Origin of the sequence: Pseudomonas oryzihabitans, from assembly GCF_001518815.1 — a bacterium.
Lineage (GTDB): Bacteria > Pseudomonadota > Gammaproteobacteria > Pseudomonadales > Pseudomonadaceae > Chryseomonas > Chryseomonas oryzihabitans_E.
The window spans coordinates 4003659-4024182 of record NZ_CP013987.1 but is presented as its reverse complement, the minus strand read 5'-3'; the positions used below and the strand labels follow the sequence as shown (position 1 = coordinate 4024182).

Here is a 20524-nt window from a genome sequence, read left to right as displayed (position 1 = left end):
TGCCCACGTTGGGCTTCGCTGCGCTCAGCGCCAACCTACGGGTGGGCGGCGGATTCGTGGACAAGGCTGCGCCGTTGTCCACGCTACGGAGTGGCGCCAACCTCCGCGCAGAACCGCCCCCTCTCCCTCGGGGAGAGGGCTGGGGTGAAGGCGGGTGGTCCGACCGTTGGGCTTCGCTGCGCTCAGCGCCAACCTACGGGGGATTGATGATTCGTGCGCAGCGCCAATCTCCGCTCGAAACCGCCCCCTCTCCCTCCGGGAGAGGGTTGGGGTGAGGGCAAGCTCCGCGTCGATGCCGTAGGGCAACACCGTAGAGTGGAAAACCGCGCAGCGTTTTCCACGCGAATCCCGCGCGCAATACCTCCTCTGTACGGCCCCTTAGCCACCTGGCTGTGGCTGTTCCTATCGCCTGCCGACCGCGGACAATCGGCTCTTTGCCCCAGGAGCCCACCGTCATGTCCCTCGTCTTTCATCAGGTCGATGTCTTCGCCCAGCGCCCCCTGGAGGGCAATGCCCTGGCAGTGGTCTGCGGTGCCGATCAGCTTTCCACCGAACAGATGGCCGCCCTGGCGCGCTGGACCAATCTGTCGGAGACCACCTTTCTCCTCGAACCCACCGATCCGGCCGCGGACTACCGGGTGCGCATCTTCACCCCGGTCCGCGAGCTGCCCTTCGCGGGCCATCCGACCCTGGGCAGCTGCCATGTCTGGTTGCGCGAGGGCGGCCAGCCGCGCGGCGGCGAGGTGATCCAGGAATGCGGCGCGGGCCTGGTGCCGATCCGCGCCGCCGGAGAAGAGCTGGCCTTTGCCGCGCCACCGCTGCTGCGGGGCGGGCCGGTGGCGCCTGAGGTGCTGGCGTGCATCGCCCGTGGCACCGGCCTTTCACCCGAGCGGTTCCAGGCCAGCCAATGGGCCGACAATGGCCCCGGTTGGGTCGCGGTGCTGTTGGAAAGTCGCGAGGAGCTGCTGGCGATTCGACCGGACTACACGGCGCTGGAAGGCCTCAACGTCGGCCTGATCGCACCCTGGACAGGCAGCGCTGCCGAGGCGCAGTTCGAGGTACGTGCCCTGATGGGCGAGGAGTTCGCCGAAGACCCGGTCACCGGCAGCCTCAACGCCAGCCTGGCACAGTGGCTGATCCCGGCGGGCCTGGCCCCGGAGCGCTACCTGGCCAGCCAGGGCACGGCGATGGGCCGCCGCGGCCGGGTGCGGGTGGCACGCATCGCCGACCGCATCTGGGTGGGTGGCGCGGTGCAGGACTGCATCCGCGGCACCCTTACCCTCTAGCTGCGGATCAAAGCCCGACCGAGCGCCCCTTGAAGCCGGCAGCATCGAAGTAGCGGGTGCTGCCGACATTCTGGGTCTTGAGTTCGGTGACCAGGCCGCCCGCCGCCGGTGCGGAACGCTGCACCTGGTGGCTGGCCTTGACCGGCTTGCCGCCTTCCAAGCTCTCGCCGATCACTCGGCCGACCAGTTGCCCCTTGGCCGGGATCTCCAGGTGCAGCAGGTGGGCCAGGGTCTGGCCGACGTCGGCGTTGCTGACCGGGCTCAGGTCGACGAAGCCCTTGCGGAAGTCCGGGCCGATAGCCGCCATGAAGTTGTGGGTATCGCCCCGGCTGAAGCTGCCGTGCATGCCCTGGCCCTGCTGCAGGCCGGTATCGGCTACCTCCACGGCGCAGACGTCGGGTTTGCCGCAACCGCTGTCATAGGAGCGGAAGTTGACCACGATAGCCGGGTAGGGGGTGAGCGCCGAGCCCTTGAGGTTGATCGCCGACAGCGGCAGGGTGCCGGGGATCTTGCCCAGGTCGTCGTCGACGAACAGGCCGCTGACATAATCCTGCTTGAGCAGTGCCGCGACCACCTTGGGTGCCAGGGCCTTGGCATCGCCCTGGGGCAGATAGACTAGGTCTGAGCCGCCGTTGGCCGCCACTACCACCTCCGGCTTGGCCGGGTCGGGACCGATCAGGCCGTTGGCCTTGCTCGGGTGCTGGCCCTGGTCCATCTCCACCGCGGCGCCCTTGGCGTCCGGGTCGAGCAGCGGCAATTCCAGCGCGGTGGCGAGATCCAGGGCGAGGAAGCCGGGCGGCAACAGCCCCTTGGGTACGTCGGGGTAGCTGGCCTTGGCCGCAGGGCTGGTCTTGCTCTCCTTGGAGATGGTGGAGAAGCCGTGGTCGGCGCTGACGAAGATGTCGGTATTGCCATCCAGGCCCAGCTCTTTCAGGCGGGCGCGCAGGGCGCCGAGGTTGGCGTCGACGTTGCGGATGGCGGCCAGGCTGGTGGGGCCGTTGATACCCGGAGTGACCTTGCCCAGGCTGTCGCCCTGGTTGTGCTGGGTGCCGTCGGGATCGCGCGACCAGAACACCAGTACGAAGGGCTTGCCGCTCTCCTTGAAGCGCGGCAGCAGCACCTGGTTGGTGACGTCGAGGAAGTAGCGCTGCTGCTCGACGTTGGCGCTCAGGGTGCCCGGCGTGGTGGCGTTGCCGGCCTTGCCATTGGCGCCCCGGCTCGGGGCTTCCAGCGGCAGGCCGGCCTGTTTCAGGGCGTCCTGCATGGCCGCGCTCAGGGGGATGCCGGTGGGATGGCCGGTGGAGTCGTCGACGATCACCGTCTTTTCCCCATCGCGGGCGGTCACGTCCTGGATGGCGACGGGGCCGAGCTTGCCGACGGCAGCGGTGGACAGCCCGGCCTGGCGCGCAGCGGCCAGCAGGGTTTCCTCGTCCAGGTAGTTGCCGGCGAAGTGCTCGTCGACGTCGCCCAGCACCTCGTCGTTTTCCAGGAAGGGCGTGACGCTGTTGCTGGCCCCCGGAACCGGGAAGCCGGTGTAGATCGTGTTACCGAAATCCCCGGTGTCGCCCAGGTAGTGCCCGGTGGCCATGGCCGAGGCGTTGGGGGTGGTGAAGGTGGGAAAGAGCGAATGGCTGTTCTGGAAGTTCACCCCTTCGCGCCGCAGTTGCGCCAGGTTCGGCGCGGTCTGCGCATCGACGATGCCCGCCCGCAGGCCATCGGGGATGAAGAGGATGACGTTGCGCGCCGGTTCGGCGGCCATGACCGCCGAGCTGGCAAGGAGGGCGAGGCTGCAGGCACGGGCGAGAAGGGTGGGGATGAACGCCATGAAAGGATCTCAGCAGGAAAGGAGGCCACTAGATGTAACAAGGTATTGCTGCAATTTGATGATGACAGCGGGGTGACAACCCTCGGCATCCTTTGTGCAGTGCCTAAGCTTCCCGTCCAAGGAGCCGCCCATGGCCCACGCCTTCGAACCTGCCGCCTCCATCGCGACCAGCCCTCGCACCCTCGCACCCTCGATACCCCGGCCATCCGCCAGGCCCGCCTCGATCTTGCCGCCTGCTTCCGCATGGCCGCGCGCCTCGGTCTGGGCGAGGGGATCTGCAACCACTTCTCCTTCGTGGTGCCTGGTCACGACGATCTCTTTCTGGTCAACCCCTATGGCCTGGCCTTTGCCGAGGTGACGGCCTCTTCCCTGCTGATCTGCGACTTCGACGGTGGCGTGGTCATGGGCGAAGGCGCACCCGAGGCCACCGCCTTCCACATCCACGCTCAGCTGCACCGGCTCAATTCCCAGGCGCGGGCGGCCTTCCATACCCATATGCCCCATGCCACGGCGCTCTGCCTGCTGGAAGGCGAGCCCTTCGTCTGGGCCGGCCAGACCGCGCTGAAATTCTATGATCGCCTGAGCGTGGACGAGGACTACAACGGCCTGGCGCTGGACGCTGGCGAAGGCGAGCGCATCGCCCGGGCGGCGGGCGAGGCGGCGGTGGTCATGCTGAAGAATCATGGGCCGCTGGTGCTGGGGCCGAGCATCGCCGAAGCCTGGGACGATCTCTACTACCTGGAGCGCGCCGCCGAGGTGCAGCTCAGGGCCATGGCCAGCGGTCGACCGCTCAAACCGGTAGACCCGGTGATCGCCCACGCCGCCTGCCAGCAGATGCTGCAAGGCAATGCCGACAGCGCGCGGCTGCATCTGGAGAGCGTGAAGCGTCAGTTGCTGCGGCTGGAGCCGGACTATCAGGACTGAAGCAGGCGCTCACCCGCCGTGCGTGCGGCGCTGCTGCCGGGGCAGCTGCTGAGGAAGGGCGCGTTCCAGGGTGTCGACCACTACCTTGGGCAGTTGGGCATCGACGGCGTCGACCAGGCGCGCCCGCAGCTGGCGCTTGATGGCGCGACTCGTGTCGAGCTGGCCGTGATGATCCAGGGCCAGGAACCCTTGGCGGAGGATATCGAGGGACAGCGAAGCGGTTTCCGCACCCAGGGGGCAGACATCGAAGGCGAGCGACGGAGCGATAACGGACGGCATCCTGGTGATCATGGCGTGTCCCTCCTGGACAGGAGCCCCATCATGCCGGGCCCTCATGGCCCACCGCAGGGGTAACACCTCGACTCGTGGACTGCTGCGCATTTTCTCCGCACAAAAAAGAGCCCGGATCCTCCCGGGCTCAAAAGCGCAGATGTCAGCTTCTACGATGCCTCTTCGGCACAGGGTAGAGCGTGCCACCACCAGGCTTATGGCTGGCTTAACGTCGCTAGCGGATGAGCGACGCCAGCAGGGCCATGAAGGCGATCATGGCGAAGATCAGCAGCAGGTGGACCAAGGATCGCTTGTCCATGGGCGTCTCGGCGGAAAGGGCACGGGGAGGGATTCGTTTCGCCAATGATAGCAAAAGGCTATCTATTTCGCTGCCGGGTCTGGATCAGGGCGGGGTTAGCATCAACTGGATGCGCCGTTCCAGGGCATCCAGGGTGAAGGGCTTGGTCAGCACCCGCATGCCGGCTTCGAGATCGCCATCCCCGATGATATGGCTTTCCGCGTAGCCGGTGATGAACAGCACCGGCAGGCCCGGACGCAGGTCGCGCAGGGCGTCGGCCAGCTGGCGACCATTGAATGTCCCGGGTAGGCCGACATCGGTGACCAGCAGGTCCAAAGGGGTGTCGGGCAGCAGCAGCGCCAGTGCCGTGGCGGCATCGGCCGCTTCCAGTACCTGGTAGCCCTGGGCCGTCATGACGTCGACCAGCAGGGCGCGGATGGTGGGTTCGTCGTCGACCACCAGGATGGTCTCGCCCTGGCCGGGAAGGTTGGGCTCGGGTTCGACATGGGCTGTGGTGTCAGCGATCGGCATCCGATGATGGCGCGGCAGATAGAGGTGGACCCAGGTACCCGCCGCGGGCGCGGATTCGATCTGGATCTCGCCACCCGACTGCAGCACGAAGCCATGCACCATGGACAGGCCCAGGCCGGTGCCCTGGCCTAGCGGTTTGGTGGTGAAGAAGGGATCGAAGACCCGGGCGCGCACCTCGTCGCTCATGCCGCTGCCGGTATCGCCCACGCTCAGGCGCACGTAGTCGCCCTGGGGCAGGGCGCAACGCTGGGCACGCGCCTCGTCGAGACGCTCGTTGCTCAGGACGATGCGGATGCGACCGCCTTCGGGCATGGCGTCGCGGGCATTGAGGCAGAGATTGAGCAGGGCGTTTTCCAGTTGCAAGCCGTCGATATGGGTCAGCCAGAGGCCTGGATCGGCCTCGCGCTCCAGGGCGATCTGCGGACCTATGCTGCGCTGGATGAGGTCTTCGAGGCCGATCACCAGCTGTTCCAGGGCCACCGGTTGGGGATCCAGGGTCTGGCGACGAGAAAAGGCCAGCAGGCGGTGGGTCAGGGCAGCGGCGCGCTGGGCGGCGCTGCGGGCGGTGCCGGTGTAGCGATCCAGATTCTGCAGGCGGCCCTGCCGCAGACGCACGTCGAGCATCTCCAGCGAACCCAGGATACCGGTCAGCAGGTTATTGAAGTCATGGGCGATGCCGCCGGTGAGCTGGCCGACCGCCTCCATCTTCTGCGACTGGCGCAGGGCTTCTTCCATGAGGCGGATGCGCTCTTGCTCGTTGAGCCGCTCGGTCACGTCATAGGCGAACTGGTAGGCACCGATGGTGCGGCCTTCGGCATCGTGCAAGGGGCTGAACTGCAGCTCGTAATGGCGCAGGCCTGGCTCCTCGCCCACCGAGATGATCTCGCTGAAGGTCTCGCCGGCGAAGGCGCGGCGCCAGTGAGCGAGGATGCCGTCGCGCAGTTCGGGACGGTGCCTGAGGCTTTCGCTGAAGGAGGCGCCGATACGGGGGCGGACCCCGATCACCTGTTCGAAGACATCGGCACCGGAGCCGTTGATCGCCAGCCAGCGGAAATTGAAATCCAGTACCTGAATCAGCGCGGCGGCGCCGTCCACCACGTTGGCCAGGATACGGTTGGCGGCCAGGGCGGCCTGCACCCGTTCTTCGAGGGTTTCGTTGAGTTGGCGCAGGGCGGCTTCGGCGCGCTTGCGTGGGGTGATGTCCTGGAACAGCACCGCGACCTGGCGGCGGCTGGCCGGCTCCACGCGAAAGGCGGTGACGTCCAGGTAGCGCCCGGTGGCCACCAGCTCCTGTTCGAAGCGGATGGATTCGCCCGTCCGCAGTACGTGGCCGTAGCGGTCGAGCCAGGCCTGGGCCTCGTCGCCGACCATGTCGCGCAACTTCTGGCCCACCACGTTGGGAATGCCGGCATGGGCGGCATAGGCCGGATTGGCCTCGACATGAAGGTAATCGCTCAGGGGGCCATGGGGACCATCGAGGAACTCGATGATGCAGAAGCCTTCGTCCATGGCGTTGAAGAGAAACTGATAACGCTCGCTGGCCAGGGTGGCGGCGCCCTCCGACGGCATGGCCTGGTCGTCGAGCTGATGGCGCAGCTGTTGATTGTGCTGCTCCAGCTCGGCGATGCGCGCCAGCAGGGAAGGGATATCGGCGAGGGGCACAGTGGACTCGTCAGGCCAGGATGAGGCGACGGCTTCGCTTCAAAGTCCGTATTAGATGTCTTTAGGCGGAAAAGTGCCACCCACGTCACGGATTGCCGCCCTGCTGATATCGCGCCCGGCGCTGGCTGCCTGGGGCTCACCGTTACGGATCTCCTAGCCCTAACAAAGATGTCTGACCACTCTGCTTTGGGCGCATTGACACCTAGGGAAGTCACTCATACGATGTCATATGAATATCTAGTAACAGCTTTCCAACGACCCCGGTTCACCCCGGTCAATAACAACAAGTCAGGAAGCCTATTCGATGACTATCCAGGTCACTCCCGAGACGGAGTCCGTCTCGCGGCCGCAGGTCCCGCCCGTCGCCGCTACCCAGCAAACCTCCCGCTTCACGCGCTATCGCTGGCTGATCTGCGCCCTGCTGTTCGTCGCCATCGGTATCAACTACATCGACCGCCAGATGATCGGCATCCTCAAGCCCACGCTGCAGGCGGACCTGGGCTGGACGGAGACCGACTACGCCACGATCGTGTTCTGGTTCCAGTGCGCCTATGCCATCGGCTTCCTGACCTTTGGCCGCATCATCGACAAGGTCGGGGTACGCATCGGCTACGCCCTGGCCTTCACTATCTGGACCATCGCCAGCATCGGCCATGGCATCGCCCATACCGTCACGCACTTCGTGCTGGTGCGCTTCACCCTCGGCTTCGGCGAGTCCGGCAGCTTTCCGGCCAGCCTCAAGGCGGTGTCGGAATGGTTTCCGCAAAAGGAACGCGCCCAGGCTACCGGGCTGTTCAACGCCGGCACCGCCATGGGGCCAATCATCACACCTTTGCTAGTACCGGCCATCACTTTGGCCTGGGGCTGGCGTGCGGCCTTCATCTCCATCGGCCTCGTCACCGCCCTGTGGCTGATCGCCTGGTTGCTGATCTATCGTCGCCCTCACGAGCACCCCAAGGTGAGTCGTGAAGAGCTGGCCTACATCCAGGCGGACGATGGCTCCCCGGTGGCGGCGACGCCGGCCACCCAGACCAAGATTTCCTGGTTCAAGCTGCTGACCTTCCGCGAGACCTGGGCCTACGCCGCGGGCAAGTTCCTTACCGATCCGATCTGGTGGCTCTACCTGTTCTGGCTGCCGGACTTCCTCGGCAAGACCTATGGCCTGAATCTGAAATCCTTCGGTCCGCCGCTGATCGCCATCTATATCCTGGCCGACATCGGTTCGGTGATGGGCGGCTGGGGTTCTTCCAAGCAGATGAAGCTCGGCCGTAGCGCCAACCTGGCACGCAAGACCACCATGCTGCTCTGCGCCCTGGCGGTCGTCCCGATCGTCACCGCCCAGTTCGTCTCCAGCCTGTGGCTGGTGGTGGGCATCATCGGTCTCGCCGCCGCGGCGCACCAGGCCTGGTCGGCCAACCTGATGACCCTGCCGTCGGACCTCTTCCCCAAGGAAGCCGTGGCCTCGGTGATCGGCATCGGCGGTACCGCGGGTGCCATCGGCGGCATGCTGATGACCACCTACAACGGTTACATCCTGCAGATCTTCAAGTCCTACCAGCCGATCTTCATCGTGGCCGGCAGCGCCTACCTGGTGGCCATCGTGGTCATCCATGTGCTCACGCCGCGGCTGAAGCCGGTACCGCTGGAGCGCATCTCGGTAGACTGATCGCCCTGCTGTTGAGGTCAAGAAAGCCGCCGGGTGCTCCCCGGCGGCTTTTTTCATCCGGTGGCTGTCCGGATCGCGCAGGGGGCTGTCCTGCTCGCAAGCGCAGCGGGGGGCGGCGCCGGTCAGACTCAAGGGCCCAGCCCTGGAGTCCCCCATGCTCAAGCAACCTCAGACCAAGTACCAAGCCTTCGCCGCGCCTCACCTGCCCGATCGCCAATGGCCGGGTCGCCAGCTGACCCAGGCGCCGCGCTGGTGCTCCACCGACCTGCGCGATGGCAACCAGGCCCTCATCGAACCCATGGGGCTGGAGCGCAAGCGGCGCTTCTTCGCCCTGCTGGTGGCGGTGGGCTACCGGGAAATCGAGGTGGCCTTTCCGGCGGCCTCGCAGACCGATTTCGCCTTCGTGCGCGAGCTGGTCACGGCGGACGGGCTGCCCCAGGATCTCTGGCTGCAGGTGATGACGCCAGCCCGCATCGAACTGATCGACCGTACCTTCGAGTCTCTGGTCGGCGCGCCGCGCGCCATCGTGCACCTCTACAACGCCACCGCGCCGCTGTTTCGCCGGGTGGTGTTCGATCAGGATCGCGCCGCGACCCAGGCCATGGCGGTGGCCGGTACCCAGCGGGTACGCGCCCGGTGCGATGCCCAGCCTGATACGGCCTGGACCTATCAGTATTCGCCCGAGACCTTCTGCTTTACCGAAGCGGACTTCGCCCTGGAGATCTGCCAGGCAGTGCTCGAGGCCTGGCAGCCCTCGGCCGAGCGACCGCTGATCCTCAATCTGCCGGCAACGGTGGAGGTGGCGACACCCAACGTCTATGCCGATCAGATCGAAGGCTTCATCCGCGGCCTGGGCCCGGCTCCCCATGTGACCATCAGCGTCCATCCGCACAATGATCGCGGCACCGGTGTCGCCTGTGCCGAGCTGGCCCAGCTGGCCGGCGCGACGCGGGTGGAAGGCTGCCTGTTCGGCAACGGCGAACGTACCGGCAACGTGGATCTGGTGACCCTGGCGCTGAATCTCTACAGCCAGGGCATAGCGCCGGGCATCGACTTTTCCCGGCTGGAGGAGGTGGCCAGCGTGGTGGAGGCCTGCAATCAGCTGGCGATCCATCCGCGTCATCCCTATGGCGGTCGCCTGGCGCTGGCCGCTCACCCGGAGCGGGGCGCGGCCCTGGGCCTCATCGATCCGGCGGACGTGGGCCTGGAAGCGCGTCTGGGCTAGGGGCGTCGGGCAGTCCCGCCTGGCCGCGATAGGCCGAAGGCGACACGCCCAGCACCTGGCGGAAGCGAGTGGCGAAGGCGCTCGGGCTGGCGTAGCCGTGATCCAGGGCCACGTCGACGATGGTGTGGCCGGCGGCCAGCGAGGTCAGGCTCGAATCCAGTCGCGCCCGCTGCAGCCACTGGCCGAAACTCAGGCCGGTCTCGCGAAGAAACAGCCGGCTCAGGGTGCGTTCGCTGACCGCCAGCCGGGCGGCAGCCCGGGTCAGGGTCCAGCGCTCGCCGGGATGCTGGCGCAGGTGGCGGCAGAGCTCGGCGAGCAGGGCATCGTTCGGCCAGGGCAGGTGCAGCCCGGCGGTGGGCGAACCCTGCAGTTCGTCGAGCATCAGCTGCAGGATGTACCGGGCGCGGCCCTCGGCCGGTCGGTCGACCGGCAGTGGCAGGGCGGCCAGGATGAGTTCCCGCAAGAGCGGTGAGACGGCGATCAGCTGGCAGCGCGTCGGCAGATCGGCGCGCACCTGGGGGTCGACGAACAGGGTGCGTACCTCGACGCGTCCCAGCAGATGCAGGTCGTGCTCTTCGCCAGCGGGTACCCAGACGCCACGCTCCGGCGGCACCACCCAGCGCCCCTGGGCGGTGTTGACGATCACCACGCCGCACAGCGCATGGATCAGCTGCGCCTGGCGATGGCGGTGGGGCGGCACCCGGTCGCCATGGGCGAAGTCCTGGGCCACGGCGTGCAACCCGTTGCATGAGCTGAAGTCGATGAACATGGCCGTCAGGAGGACGCGCGACCGGCCAGCCACTTGCCCAGCAAGGCATCCAGCTGCTGCTGCTCGGCCTCGCTGAGGGTAGCCAGGGCGCGGCGTTCGTTGTCGACATGGGCGGCCATCAGGCCGTCGATCAGGGCGAAGCCCGCGGCGGTGAGCGCCACCAAAGTGCTGCGGCGATCCTCGGGATTCTTGCGGCGTTCGATCAGGCCGGCGCGCTCCAGGCGGTCGAGGCGATTGGTCATGCCGCCCGAGGAGATCATGGCCGACTCATAGAGCACCGTCGGGCTCAGGGCATAGGGCTCGCCAGCGCGCCTCAGGGTGGCCAGCACATCGAACTCGCCATAGTGCAGCCGGTGCTCGTCGAAGAAGGGCTGCAGGACATCGCGATTGAGCACCTGGGCGACCTCGCCGAGACGACCGACCAGGCGCATGGGCAGGGCGTCCAGGTCGGGGCGTTCCCGGTGCCACTGGTCCACGGCGAATTCGGCGCGATCGGCCATCGGATTACCTCGCGAATATATCTTGATGTTAAGATACTTCCCATCAAGAGAAATATCGCGTCACTCTGGAGATTGTCCATGCTTTCCGCGTCATCATCATCCCCGACTGCGCCCGCGCCGCGCCAGGATGCCTTCCTCGCCGTACTGCTCGTGCTGCTGGTCGGCCTCAATCTGCGGCCGATCCTGGCCGCCATCGGTCCGCTGCTGGATGGCATCCAGGCCGCGACCGGTCTGGAAGGCAGTGGCGCCGGGGCCCTCACCACCCTGCCCATCGCCGCCATGGGGCTCTGCGCCCTGGGCGGTGCCCGCTTGCAGGCCTGGCTCGGTGAGCGCCGTGGCATCGCCCTGGGCCTATTACTGCTGGCCCTGGCCAATGCCTTGCGCTGGGAGGAGCCGAGCGGCCTGGGGCTGATCCTCACCGCCGGCCTGGGTGGTGTCGGCATCGCCCTGGTACAGGCGCTGATCCCGGCCTATATCCGCCACTGCTATCCGCAGCGTACCAGCACCCTGATGGGCCTCTACACCACCGGCATCATGGGCGGTGCCGCGGTGGCGGCGGCCAGTGCGGCGCCCCTGGCCGAGCACTGGGGCTGGGCCCAGGGCCTGGCGCTCTGGACCCTGCCGGTGCTGCTCGCCCTCGGCACCTGGCTGGCCCTGGCGCGCCCCGATGCGCCGGCGCAGACCATCACCCCCCGCGCCCAACCCTGGCGTCAGCGCCAGGGTTGGCTGCTACTGGCCTTCTTTGGCATCGGCACTGCGGCCTACACCCTGGTGCTGGCCTGGCTGCCGCCGTACTACACCGGTCTCGGCTGGCAACCGGCCGACAGCGGTCTGCTGCTGGGCGGCGTGAGTCTGGCCGAGGTCAGCGCCGGTCTCCTGCTGTCGGCCACCATCGCCCGGCTGCGCAATCGCCGTCCGCTGGTGCTGGGCGTACTCGGCGTGGTGCTGATCGGCTTGCTGTGCCTGGCCCTGGCGCCGCTGCAACTGGCGGTGCCCACCGCCATCCTGCTCGGCCTGGGCATCGGCGCGCTGTTTCCGCTGTCGCTGATCCTGGCGATGGACAAGGTCCGCGACCCGGCCGAGGCCGGTGCACTGCTCGGTTTCGTCCAGGGCGGCGGCTATCTGATCGCCAGCCTGGCGCCCCTGGCCGCCGGCATCCTGCGCGACTACCTGGACAGCCTGGCCAACGCCTGGCTGCTGATGGCGGTGGGTGTGGTGCTGCTGATGGGTCTTGGCCTGCGCCTGACCCGGCCCGCGCAGCCGGCCAAGGTGGCTGGCTACCAGCAGGCCTAGACCGCGCGTGGCAGGTGCAGCTCCACGCAGAAGCCGCCCCGTGCTCGGTTGCTGAACCTCAGGATGCCGCCCAGGCGGCGGGTGATGGTCTCGACGATGGCCAGCCCCAGCCCGGCGCCCTGGGGATTGCCGGCGCTGTAGAAGCGATCGCACAGCCGCGCCAGTTCGGCCTCGTCCACCCCGGGGCCGCGATCTTCCACCCGCAGCAGGACCCCGTCGTCCTGGCTGGCTTCGATGCGCACCTCCACCGTGCTGCCGGCTGGTGCGAAGGCCAGGGCGTTGGTCACCAGGTTCTGCAGGGCGATGGCGATGGCGTCCGGATCACCGAGCACCGCCGGCCCGGCCTGGGCCGCCAGCACCAGCTCCACCTGCCGCTCCAGCGCCAGCGGCGTCAATTCCGCCAGTTCTTCGCGCACCAGGGGTTCCAGGGCCAGCGGCTGGACCTGGGCGGCGCCCGGCTCCAGCCGCGCCAGGGTCAGCAGCTGGCTGGCCAGGCGCGTGGCCCGGCTGACGCCCTGGCGCAGATAGCCGAGGGCTTCCTCGCGCTCCTCGGGCGTCTCGGCGCGTTGGGCGTTCTGCGCGTGCAGATCGAGGATCGCCAGCGGCGTGCGCAATTCGTGAGCGGCATCGGCGATGAAGCGGCGCTCGCGATCGAGCAGGGTGCGCAGCTGGGCGAGCAGATGGTCCAAGGCGCCTCGCATGGGCTGCAGTTCCGGCGGTAGCGTCGCCTCAGGCAGTGGCGCCAGGCTGTGCGGATCGCGTTCGCGCAGGCCGCGGGCGAAATCCTGCAGCGGTCGCAATCCCCAACCCAGCAGCAGCCAGAGCACCCCCACCAGCAGCGGCAGGCCCACCAGGGTCGGCCAGAGGGTATGGCTGACGATGCGCTGGATCAGATCCTGGCGCAGATCCTCGCGCTCACCGACCCAGATGCGCAGGCCGCTGTCGGCGGTCCGCACCAGCATCCCGCACCACTCGCGACCGTTCTCGAACACCTCGTGCAGCCCCTCGGGCGGCACCTCGGCCAGCCGCGGCGCGTTGCCGGAACGAACCAGCAACTGGCCGTTGGCGGTCCAGACCTGAAAGGTCAGCTGGTTCTCGTAGGGGTGCGCCGGCACGTTGCCGGGACGGGGTTGCATGGCCTGGTCGAACACCCTGACCAGTTCGGGCCCGGTATCCGCCGCTGGAAGGCCGGCCTGCAGTAGCCCTTCCAGTAGCCGCGCGCCCTGTACCAGCTGGGCGTCGTAGATGCCCTCGATCTCGCGGTGACTGTCGCGCAGGGCCAACAGGGCGAGGACCAGACTGCCGGCCAGCACCAGGGCAAGGGTAGGGGCGAGGATGCGGGTGCGGATGGCGATCACGGCTGGCGCTCCAGCAGATAGCCCACGCCGCGCACCGTGCGGATCAGCCCGCTGTCGAGCTTCTTGCGCAGATTGTGGATGAGCACTTCCAGGGTGTTGCCCGAGGCCGCTTCCTGCCAGCCATAGAGGGCGTTGCTCAGCCGCTCGCGGGTGATGACGGCGCCCGGCCGCAACAGCAACTGGTGCAGCAGCTGGTACTCCATGGGCGTCATCACCACCTCGGCGCCGCGATAGCGCACCGTCTGGCTGGCCGGATCGAGGCTGATGCCGGCGTGCTCCAGCAAGGGGTGCGCCCGCCCGCAGCTGCGACGGATCAGGGCGCGGATACGTGCTTTGAGTTCGTCCAGGTCGCACGGCTTGACCAGGTAGTCGTCGGCGCCGGCATCCAGGCCCTGGATGCGATCGGCCTTGGCGTCGCGGGAGGTGAGCACCAGTACCGGCACCTGACTGTCAGGCTGGCTGCGCAGACGGCGCAGCAGGTCGAGGCCGTCCAGGCGCGGCAGGCCCAGGTCCAGCAGCACCAGGTCGAAACGCTCAAGCGCCAGGGCGTGCTCGGCGGCCAGGCCGTCGGCCACCCAGTCCAGAGTATAGCCCTCGCCGCGCAGGGCCATGCGGATACCCTGGGCCAGGGCCGCATCGTCTTCCACCAGCAGTACTCGCACGGCCGCGTTCCTCTCCGCTATGCCTCTAGCCCGCCATCATCGCCGGCGTCCTGGCGAAGCGGCAGGCGCATCTGTTACCGGGCGTTGCATCCTAAGATTGCATTAAGCTTCGGCGTCGAGTCTGGCCACTCCAACCACGAGGAGTGTCGCCATGCGCCGTCTGCTGCTGCCGTTGCTGTTCGCAAGTCCCCTGGCCCTTGCCGCCGAACCCCAGTGCACCCAGGCGGACAAGTCCACCTGGCAAGACGCCACGAAGTTTCAGGCGCAGTTGCGGGACCAGGGCTACGAGATCAAGAAATTCAAGATCACCAAGGGCAACTGCTACGAGATCTACGGCTTCGACAAGGACAAGCGCAAGGTCGAGATCTATCACGACCCGGTGAGCGGCAAGGCGGTCAAGAGCGAGATCGGCAGCTGATGAAAAAGGCGACCGTGCGGCTCTGGGATCCCCTGGTACGGCTGTTCCACCTGTCGGTCGCCGCGGCCTTCTTCGCCAACTACTTCTTCAACGAGAAGGGCGCCTTCTGGCATCGCTGGATCGGCTACTACGCCAGTGCCTGGCTGCTGGTGCGGCTGGTCTGGGGCTTCGTCGGCCCGCGCAGCGCGCGCTGGAGCGACTGCTGGCCGACCCGTGCGCGGCTGAGCGCCCATCTGCGTGATCTCTGGCAGGGGCGGCCCCATCATCGCCTCGGCCATTCCCCCCTGGGCGCCCTGGTGATGCTGCTGATGATGGCTGCCATCGGCGGCCTGGGCGTCACCGGTTTCCTCATGCACGAGGTCGATGCGCTCTGGGGCGCCGACTGGCCCGAAGACCTGCATGCGCTCTTTGCCAATGGCCTGCTGGCCCTGGTCTGCCTGCACGCCCTGGCGGCGATGGTGGAAAGCCTGAGGATTCGCGACAACCTGCCGCTGTCGATGCTGACCGGTCGCCGCCGCCCGCTGGATGAGGCCTCCCCACGCGACTAGGCGCAGTGCCCGTCGAGGGTACCCGGCGGATCCACCTGCACCGTCACGTGCTGCAGGCCATGACGACTGCGCAGCAGCTCACCCACCAGGGTCGGCAACCGCAGCGGATCGCTGCCCGGCGCCGGGGTGATGTGCAGGGTGGCGATGCGGGTTTCGTCGGTCAGGGTCCAGACGTGCAGGTGGCCCACCTCGGCCACCTCCGGCAGGGCGCGCACCTCTGCCGTGGCGCCAGCGGTGTCGAATTCCCGCGGCGCCGCCTGCAGCAGGACGGCACCAGCGTCACGCACCAGGGTCCAGGCCGATTTGACGATGAGCAGGGCGACCAGGATCGACAGCGCCGGATCCAGCCAGGTCCAGCCAGTCCAGAGGATGCCCAGGGCGGCGGCGATGGCGCCTACCGACCCCAGCAGGTCGCCGGCCACGTGCAGCAGGGCACCGCGTAGATTGCTGTCGTCCTTGTGTCCGCCGTTCAGCACCAGGAAGCCGACGATGTTGACCACCAGGCCGATCACCGCCACCACCAGCATGGGGCCGGACAAGACCTCGGTGGGCTCGCGCAATCGCATGATCGCTTCCCAGCCGATCCACAGGACCAGCAGCAGCAGGGCGACGCCATTGGTCAGGGCCGCGAGGATGCGCACCCGGTGGAAGCCATAGGTGAAGCGGGCATTGGCGGCCTTGGCCGCCACCCGGTAGGCCACCAGCGCCAGCAGCAGGGCGGCGGCATCCGAGACCATGTGCCCCGAGTCGGCGATCAGCGCCAGGGAGCCGGACCACCAGCCACCCACGGCCTGGACGATGGCGTAGCCGAAGGTCAGACAGAAGACCAGCTTGAGCTTGCGCTCGTTGTCGGCGGTTACCCGCGGGGCATGGGAGTGACCATGGCCGTGCTCGTGGCCATGCTGATGATCGTGATCGTGATCGTGATCGTGGTGACGGGTGGAGCCACTCATCTCTAGGTCTCCGGCTGAAAAGAAGGCGAGGCGTGCAAGCGCCTCTCTATCTGACCATCCTGAAGCCTGAAGTGACTTCAGGGTCAAGCCAGCCTCACCTGCCGGATGACCGAGCGGTCATCTGTAACCGCGGATGAGCCACTAAGACTCCATTAAGGTTCGCCCTCCAGGGTGGCGGCTTCCTGTCGCCGGAGCCCGCCATGTTCGTTCGCCGCTGCCTCTCCATGCCCTCGCGCAGGGTGCCCTGATGCTGCTCGCTGCGCGCACTCGTCCCCAGGCCCGAGGTTGGCGGCCCTGGTGCAACCTGTTGGCCTTGAGCAGCCTGAGTGGCCTGCTGTTGCTGGCCGACGACTTCCTCCAGCAGCTCTTCACTCCGAACAACCGCGCCGAACTGGAAGCGGGCTATGTCGCGGCGCTCTGGGTGTTCAGCCTGGCGCTGTGGCTGTGCAACCTGCCGCGCCTGGCGGCTGCCCTCCTGCTGCTGTTCGCCCTGATGCAGCTGCTGCAGCTGGGCAACCTGAGCTTTTTCGGCGAGCCGCTCAGTGCCATCGATATCCAGGCGCTGCTGGGCGATACCGCCGAGGTCCGCCAGACACTCGGGGTCAGCCTGCCCGAGCACTGGCCGGTGCTGCTGTGCGTGGGGCTGCCCTATAGCCTGCTGATCGCCCTGCATCTGTACCTGCCGGGCCGGGTGCCGCTGCCCGCCAGTCGCTGGGCGCTGGTCCTGATCGCCGCGGTGCTGCTGTCCAAGCCCTATCGCGCCACCTACCGCAATCTCGACGCCTTCGTGCCCAGCCCCAGTCGCAGCGGCCTGCACAACAGCCTCAATGCCTTTTCCGCCTGGGCGGTGCGTCTGGCCGGGCGTAGCGAGGTGACCCTGCCGCCCACGGCCTATGCGCCCTATGACCTCGTCCAGGTGCCCAGCACGGCGCGACACGTCTGGCTGGTGGTGGCCGATTCCCTGCGCAGCGATCGCCTGGGCGCCTTCGGTTACCATCGCAATACCACCCCGAATCTATCGGCCTATCTGGCGGGCAATCCCCAGGCGCTGATCCGGCCCGGGGTAGCGGCAGGGGTGGCCACCGACGTCAGCCTGCCCTATCTATTGAATCCCATCCGCGAGCCGGGCCAGGACCAGCGATTGCGCACCGGCGAGATCAACCTGTTCCGCTTCGCCCAGGCCGCCGGCTTTCGCACCCACTGGCTGTCGTCCCAGGAATCCAAGTTGCTGGCGCACCTGGGCAGTCGCTATCTGGACGTGTCCATCACCCGCGAGGACCATCCGCTGCGTTTCCTGCAACGCCAGGATCGTGCCCTGCTGGCTATCCTCGACGAACAGCGCTGGGCGCCGCGCAACTTCGTGGTGCTCAATCTGCGTACCGCGCACCTGCCCTATGCGCAGAACTACCGGCACGAGGCCGCGCCAGCCCCCTGGCCGGACACCGGCATCGAGGGCCAGGCCAATGCCTACGACAATTCGCTGCATTACCTGGATGGCCTGCTCGCCGAGATCCTCGCCGACTTCGACCGCCTGGAGGGTGAGCGCTACCTGATCATCACGGGCGATCACGGCCAGCGGCTGGGGGAGGGCGGTCACTGGGGGCACAACGACCTGGTGCCCGAGGTCAGCGATGTGCCAGTGATCGTGGTGGCGCGGGACGCACCGGCCAATGCCCTGGCCGGTCTGCATGGCGAGCGCTGGATCAGCCATTACGAAGCCGGCAGCTGGCTGGCGGAGCGCCTGGGTACCCGCATCGACAATCCCAATCGCCGCCCGGAGGAACACTTCGTCCATGGCAAGCTGCTGTTCAGCGATAATTTCGTGCAGCGCGTCTGCGAATCGCCCACCGGGCTGGTGCACCAGCCACCGCAGCAACTGAGCAAGCTGCTGCTGGACAGCTCGGCAGCGCCCTGCGGTTGAGGCTGCAGCCGTCTTACCCTTGGCTCTAGGGCGCCGCTACACTGCCGGCGCCTTATCATCTCGGTATCAGGACCTCGTCATGCCTTCGGCTTCATCCCTTTCTCGCTATGCCCGCAGCGCACGCCTGCTGCACTGGCTCATGGCCCTGTTGGTGCTGCTGGCCTATGTGCTGATCACCAACCGCGGTCAGTTCGAACGTGGCTCCCTGGAGCGCCAGTGGGTGACCCTCGGCCACTTCTGGGTGGGATTGCTGGTATTGCTCCTGGTGGTGCCGCGCCTCTGGGTACGCCAGCGCCATCCGGTGCCACCCATCACGCCGCCGCTGGCCACAGGCCTTGAGCGGATCAGTCGGCTCACCCACTACGCCCTCTATGCCTTCCTGCTGGCCCAGCCGCTACTGGGCCTCTTCACCGTCTGGCTGACCATTGGCGAGGTGAAGATCCCCTCCAGCACCCTGGCGCTACCGTCGCCCTTCGCCGTGGATCGCGAGCTGGCGCAGTCGCTCAAGGGCGTGCACCTCTGGCTGGGCAAGGCCTTCTATTGGGTGATCGGGCTGCATGTGCTGGCCGCGCTCTGGCATCACCTGGTACGCCGGGACGATACCCTCAGGCGCATGCTCTAGGAGCAGGACGAAGTGGCACCGCGCGCAGGTCGCTTTAGTACGGAACCTAGCGTGGATAGAGCGCAATGATTCGGTCGCGCCCACCCTCGGCTAGCAGATAGCCGTCGCCCTTGGGCAGCAGGGCCTGGGGGGCACGTAGAAACGTCAGGATGGCGCGTGGCGCTGACTGGCGATCCCAGAGCAGCAGCCGGGCGCGGTGGGTGGAGTCTTCGCTGATCCACAGGCCGCGGTGGTCGCAGAGCAGAAAGCTCGGTTCGCGCAGCTCACGCAGCGCCGGCGGATCGCGGCCATCGTCGCTGAGCTGACGCACCAGGCCGCGGGATTTCTCGGTATAGAAGGCCGTGCCGTCCGGGCAGCGGGTAAAGGACTCCGCCTCGTCCAGGTGGTCGCGCAGCACCGTCAGGCTGCCGTCGGCGGCGTCGTAGCGCAGCAGGCGTCCCTCACCCTTGCGGTCTTCCACGGCATAGAGGTGCTCGCCTTCGACCCAGAGGCCCTGGGCGTTGATACCCATGAAGAGATCGCGACTGCCCGCGGCATCGAACCAGCGGATCGGATGAGTGCCGCCTTCCTGGCTATAGGCGAAACCGTTGCGATAGGGCGTCAGGCCATCGGGCTTGTACAGACCCGCGCTAAGCACGCTGCGGCGGCCCTGGGCATCGATGCGCAGCAGGCGGCCCTTGCCATCCTTGAGTTCTTCCGCGGCGAGCAGGGCGTCGCCCTGCCAGGCCAGGGCGCTGGCCTTGGCGATGTCAGGATAGGCTACTTCGTAGTGCCAGCCCGTGGCGGCCTGGGCTGGCCAGAAGCGTTGCCAGGCGAGAAAGCCGACTGCGGCCAGCAGGCTCGCGGCCAGGGTGATGAGGGCGCCGCGCCAGAGCCGGGCCATCAGGCGGCGACGGAGGTCAGGTGCTCGTGGAGGATGACGGCGCCGATCACGATCAGCACCACGCCACCGAGCATTTCCGCACGCTTGCCGACCAGGTTGCCCATCACCCGACCCAGCAGCACCCCGGTGGTCACCATGACCATGGTGGCGAGGCCGATGGCCAGGGCGGCAGTGATGATGTTGACGTCGATGAAGGCCAGGCCGACGCCTACGGCGAGGGCGTCGATGCTGGTGGCCACGGCCGTGAGCGCGAGCAGCATGAAGGAATGCTGGCGGGGTTTTTCTTCTTCCGCGTCAGGTGCGCCGAAGCCGGCCCAGATCATGCGCAGGCCCAGCACGGTGAGCAGGGTGAAGGCGATCCAGTGATCCCAGGGCTGGACGTACTGGGCGGCAGTCAGGCCGACGGCCCAGCCGATCACCGGGGTGATGGCTTCGATGACGCCAAAGATGGCACCGGTGCGCAGGGCTTCGCGCAGGCAGGGCTTGTGCAGGCTGGCACCCTTGCCGACGGCGGCGGCAAAGGCATCGGTGGACATGGCAAACGCCAGGAACATCAGGGAAGCGGGGTTCATCGTCACAGCGCCGGCCGGGCTCGGATCCACAAGACATCCCCGCACGCCCGGCACGGCGCGGTGATGCCCCTGGTCTCGCCAACCCTGACTGGCTGTCCTGACCACGGCGGTTGCCGAGTATGTTGATCAGGACGCTTTCCACCGTGGTGGAAGCAGGCTACTCCCCAAAGAGGCCGCCACCTTACCTAGCCGAATAGAGAAAGTCTATCTTGTAGATAGTTCTAATATATATAGCCTTGGCTAAATCTTCTGCCGTCCTGCTGGCTTGAAATCGGCCGAGGCAGCTGGATAGCGCTTGGCGACAGGGCTTTAGCCGCAGTACAGGATGCCGGCAATAG

At 67.3% G+C, this 20524-nt stretch carries 18 protein-coding genes, 1 pseudogene and 1 riboswitch; of the genes and pseudogenes, 9 read left to right on the top strand and 10 right to left on the bottom strand.

Annotated features, from left to right (window positions below; translation table 11 throughout):
• Positions 1-455 precede the first annotated feature (455 nt).
• A complete protein-coding gene (locus APT59_RS18340; protein ID WP_059316170.1) occupies positions 456-1286 on the top strand; it encodes a PhzF family phenazine biosynthesis protein in 831 nt (276 codons plus the stop codon).
• Positions 1287-1293: 7 nt separating this feature from the next.
• On the opposite strand, the gene APT59_RS18335 is transcribed toward APT59_RS18340, so the two are convergent.
• Positions 1294-3111, bottom strand: coding sequence for an alkaline phosphatase family protein (locus APT59_RS18335; RefSeq protein ID WP_059316169.1), 1818 nt, complete (start codon positions 3109-3111; stop codon positions 1294-1296).
• Between the two features lie 130 nt (positions 3112-3241).
• Between APT59_RS18335 and APT59_RS18330 the strand changes: the two are divergent.
• Positions 3242-4035: pseudogene (locus APT59_RS18330) on the top strand (aldolase).
• 9 nt (positions 4036-4044) lie between these two features.
• Here the strand turns inward: APT59_RS18330 and APT59_RS18325 are convergent.
• Positions 4045-4326 carry a hypothetical protein gene (locus APT59_RS18325; RefSeq protein WP_059316168.1) on the bottom strand — a complete coding sequence of 94 codons (282 nt, stop codon included), beginning with the start codon at positions 4324-4326 and terminating at the stop codon, positions 4045-4047.
• Between the two features lie 382 nt (positions 4327-4708).
• The gene (locus APT59_RS18320) at positions 4709-6796 is read right to left on the bottom strand and encodes a PAS domain-containing protein (RefSeq protein WP_059316167.1); all 2088 of its coding nucleotides are present in this window, start codon (positions 6794-6796) and stop codon (positions 4709-4711) included.
• Positions 6797-7100: 304 nt separating this feature from the next.
• Between APT59_RS18320 and APT59_RS18315 the strand changes: the two genes are divergently transcribed.
• The gene (locus tag APT59_RS18315) at positions 7101-8462 is read left to right on the top strand and encodes an MFS transporter (RefSeq protein ID WP_059316166.1); all 1362 of its coding nucleotides are present in this window, start codon (positions 7101-7103) and stop codon (positions 8460-8462) included.
• Between the two features lie 154 nt (positions 8463-8616).
• A complete protein-coding gene (locus APT59_RS18310) occupies positions 8617-9687 on the top strand; it encodes a 2-isopropylmalate synthase (RefSeq protein WP_059316165.1) in 1071 nt (356 codons plus the stop codon).
• Here the strand turns inward: APT59_RS18310 and APT59_RS18305 are convergent.
• The gene (locus APT59_RS18305) at positions 9644-10456 is read right to left on the bottom strand and encodes an AraC family transcriptional regulator (RefSeq protein ID WP_059316943.1); all 813 of its coding nucleotides are present in this window, start codon (positions 10454-10456) and stop codon (positions 9644-9646) included. The two genes, APT59_RS18310 and APT59_RS18305, sit on opposite strands and share 44 nt — an antisense overlap.
• A 5-nt stretch (positions 10457-10461) precedes the next feature.
• On the bottom strand, positions 10462-10956 hold the full coding sequence (locus APT59_RS18300) for a MarR family winged helix-turn-helix transcriptional regulator (protein ID WP_059316164.1): 495 nt from the start codon (positions 10954-10956) through the stop codon (positions 10462-10464).
• A 78-nt stretch (positions 10957-11034) separates the two neighbouring features.
• On the opposite strand from APT59_RS18300, the gene APT59_RS18295 reads away from it, so the two are divergent.
• Complete coding sequence (locus APT59_RS18295; protein ID WP_237140539.1) at positions 11035-12249, top strand: MFS transporter; 1215 nt, start codon at positions 11035-11037, stop codon at positions 12247-12249.
• Here APT59_RS18295 and APT59_RS18290 read toward each other — a convergent pair.
• Both APT59_RS18290 and APT59_RS18285 read right to left on the bottom strand, forming a co-directional pair.
• Positions 12246-13607 (bottom strand): ATP-binding protein, encoded by a 1362-nt coding sequence (locus APT59_RS18290; protein WP_059316163.1) that lies wholly within the window; start codon positions 13605-13607, stop codon positions 12246-12248. The genes APT59_RS18295 and APT59_RS18290 overlap by 4 nt on opposite strands.
• Positions 13604-14269, bottom strand: coding sequence for a response regulator (locus tag APT59_RS18285; RefSeq protein WP_059316162.1), 666 nt, complete (start codon positions 14267-14269; stop codon positions 13604-13606). Before APT59_RS18285 ends, APT59_RS18290 begins: the two co-directional genes overlap by 4 nt.
• 151 nt (positions 14270-14420) lie before the next feature.
• Here APT59_RS18285 and APT59_RS18280 point away from each other — a divergent pair, with 151 nt between their 5' ends.
• Together APT59_RS18280 and APT59_RS18275 are read left to right on the top strand one after the other, a co-directional pair.
• Positions 14421-14687, top strand: coding sequence for a PepSY domain-containing protein (locus tag APT59_RS18280; protein ID WP_059316161.1), 267 nt, complete (start codon positions 14421-14423; stop codon positions 14685-14687).
• Positions 14687-15235 (top strand): cytochrome b/b6 domain-containing protein, encoded by a 549-nt coding sequence (locus tag APT59_RS18275; RefSeq protein ID WP_059316160.1) that lies wholly within the window; start codon positions 14687-14689, stop codon positions 15233-15235. Before APT59_RS18280 ends, APT59_RS18275 begins: the two co-directional genes overlap by 1 nt.
• Here the strand turns inward: APT59_RS18275 and APT59_RS18270 are convergent.
• Positions 15232-16188 carry a cation diffusion facilitator family transporter gene (locus tag APT59_RS18270; protein WP_059316159.1) on the bottom strand — a complete coding sequence of 319 codons (957 nt, stop codon included), beginning with the start codon at positions 16186-16188 and terminating at the stop codon, positions 15232-15234. The two genes, APT59_RS18275 and APT59_RS18270, sit on opposite strands and share 4 nt — an antisense overlap.
• Positions 16189-16435: 247 nt before the next feature.
• Here APT59_RS18270 and APT59_RS18265 point away from each other — a divergent pair, with 247 nt between their 5' ends.
• Both APT59_RS18265 and APT59_RS18260 read left to right on the top strand, forming a co-directional pair.
• Entirely contained in the window at positions 16436-18109 is a 1674-nt protein-coding gene (locus APT59_RS18265) for a phosphoethanolamine transferase (protein WP_059316158.1), read from the top strand.
• A 79-nt stretch (positions 18110-18188) separates the two neighbouring features.
• A complete protein-coding gene (locus tag APT59_RS18260) occupies positions 18189-18731 on the top strand; it encodes a cytochrome b (protein ID WP_059316157.1) in 543 nt (180 codons plus the stop codon).
• A 46-nt stretch (positions 18732-18777) separates the two neighbouring features.
• Here the strand turns inward: APT59_RS18260 and APT59_RS18255 are convergent, their stop codons facing one another.
• Together APT59_RS18255 and mntP are read right to left on the bottom strand one after the other, a co-directional pair.
• Positions 18778-19614 carry a hypothetical protein gene (locus APT59_RS18255; RefSeq protein ID WP_059316156.1) on the bottom strand — a complete coding sequence of 279 codons (837 nt, stop codon included), beginning with the start codon at positions 19612-19614 and terminating at the stop codon, positions 18778-18780.
• On the bottom strand, positions 19614-20186 hold the full coding sequence (gene mntP / locus APT59_RS18250; RefSeq protein ID WP_059316155.1) for a manganese efflux pump MntP: 573 nt from the start codon (positions 20184-20186) through the stop codon (positions 19614-19616). Before mntP ends, APT59_RS18255 begins: the two co-directional genes overlap by 1 nt.
• Before the next feature lie 6 nt (positions 20187-20192).
• A riboswitch (yybP-ykoY riboswitch) is annotated at positions 20193-20359 on the bottom strand.
• Between the last annotated feature and the right edge of the window lie 165 nt (positions 20360-20524).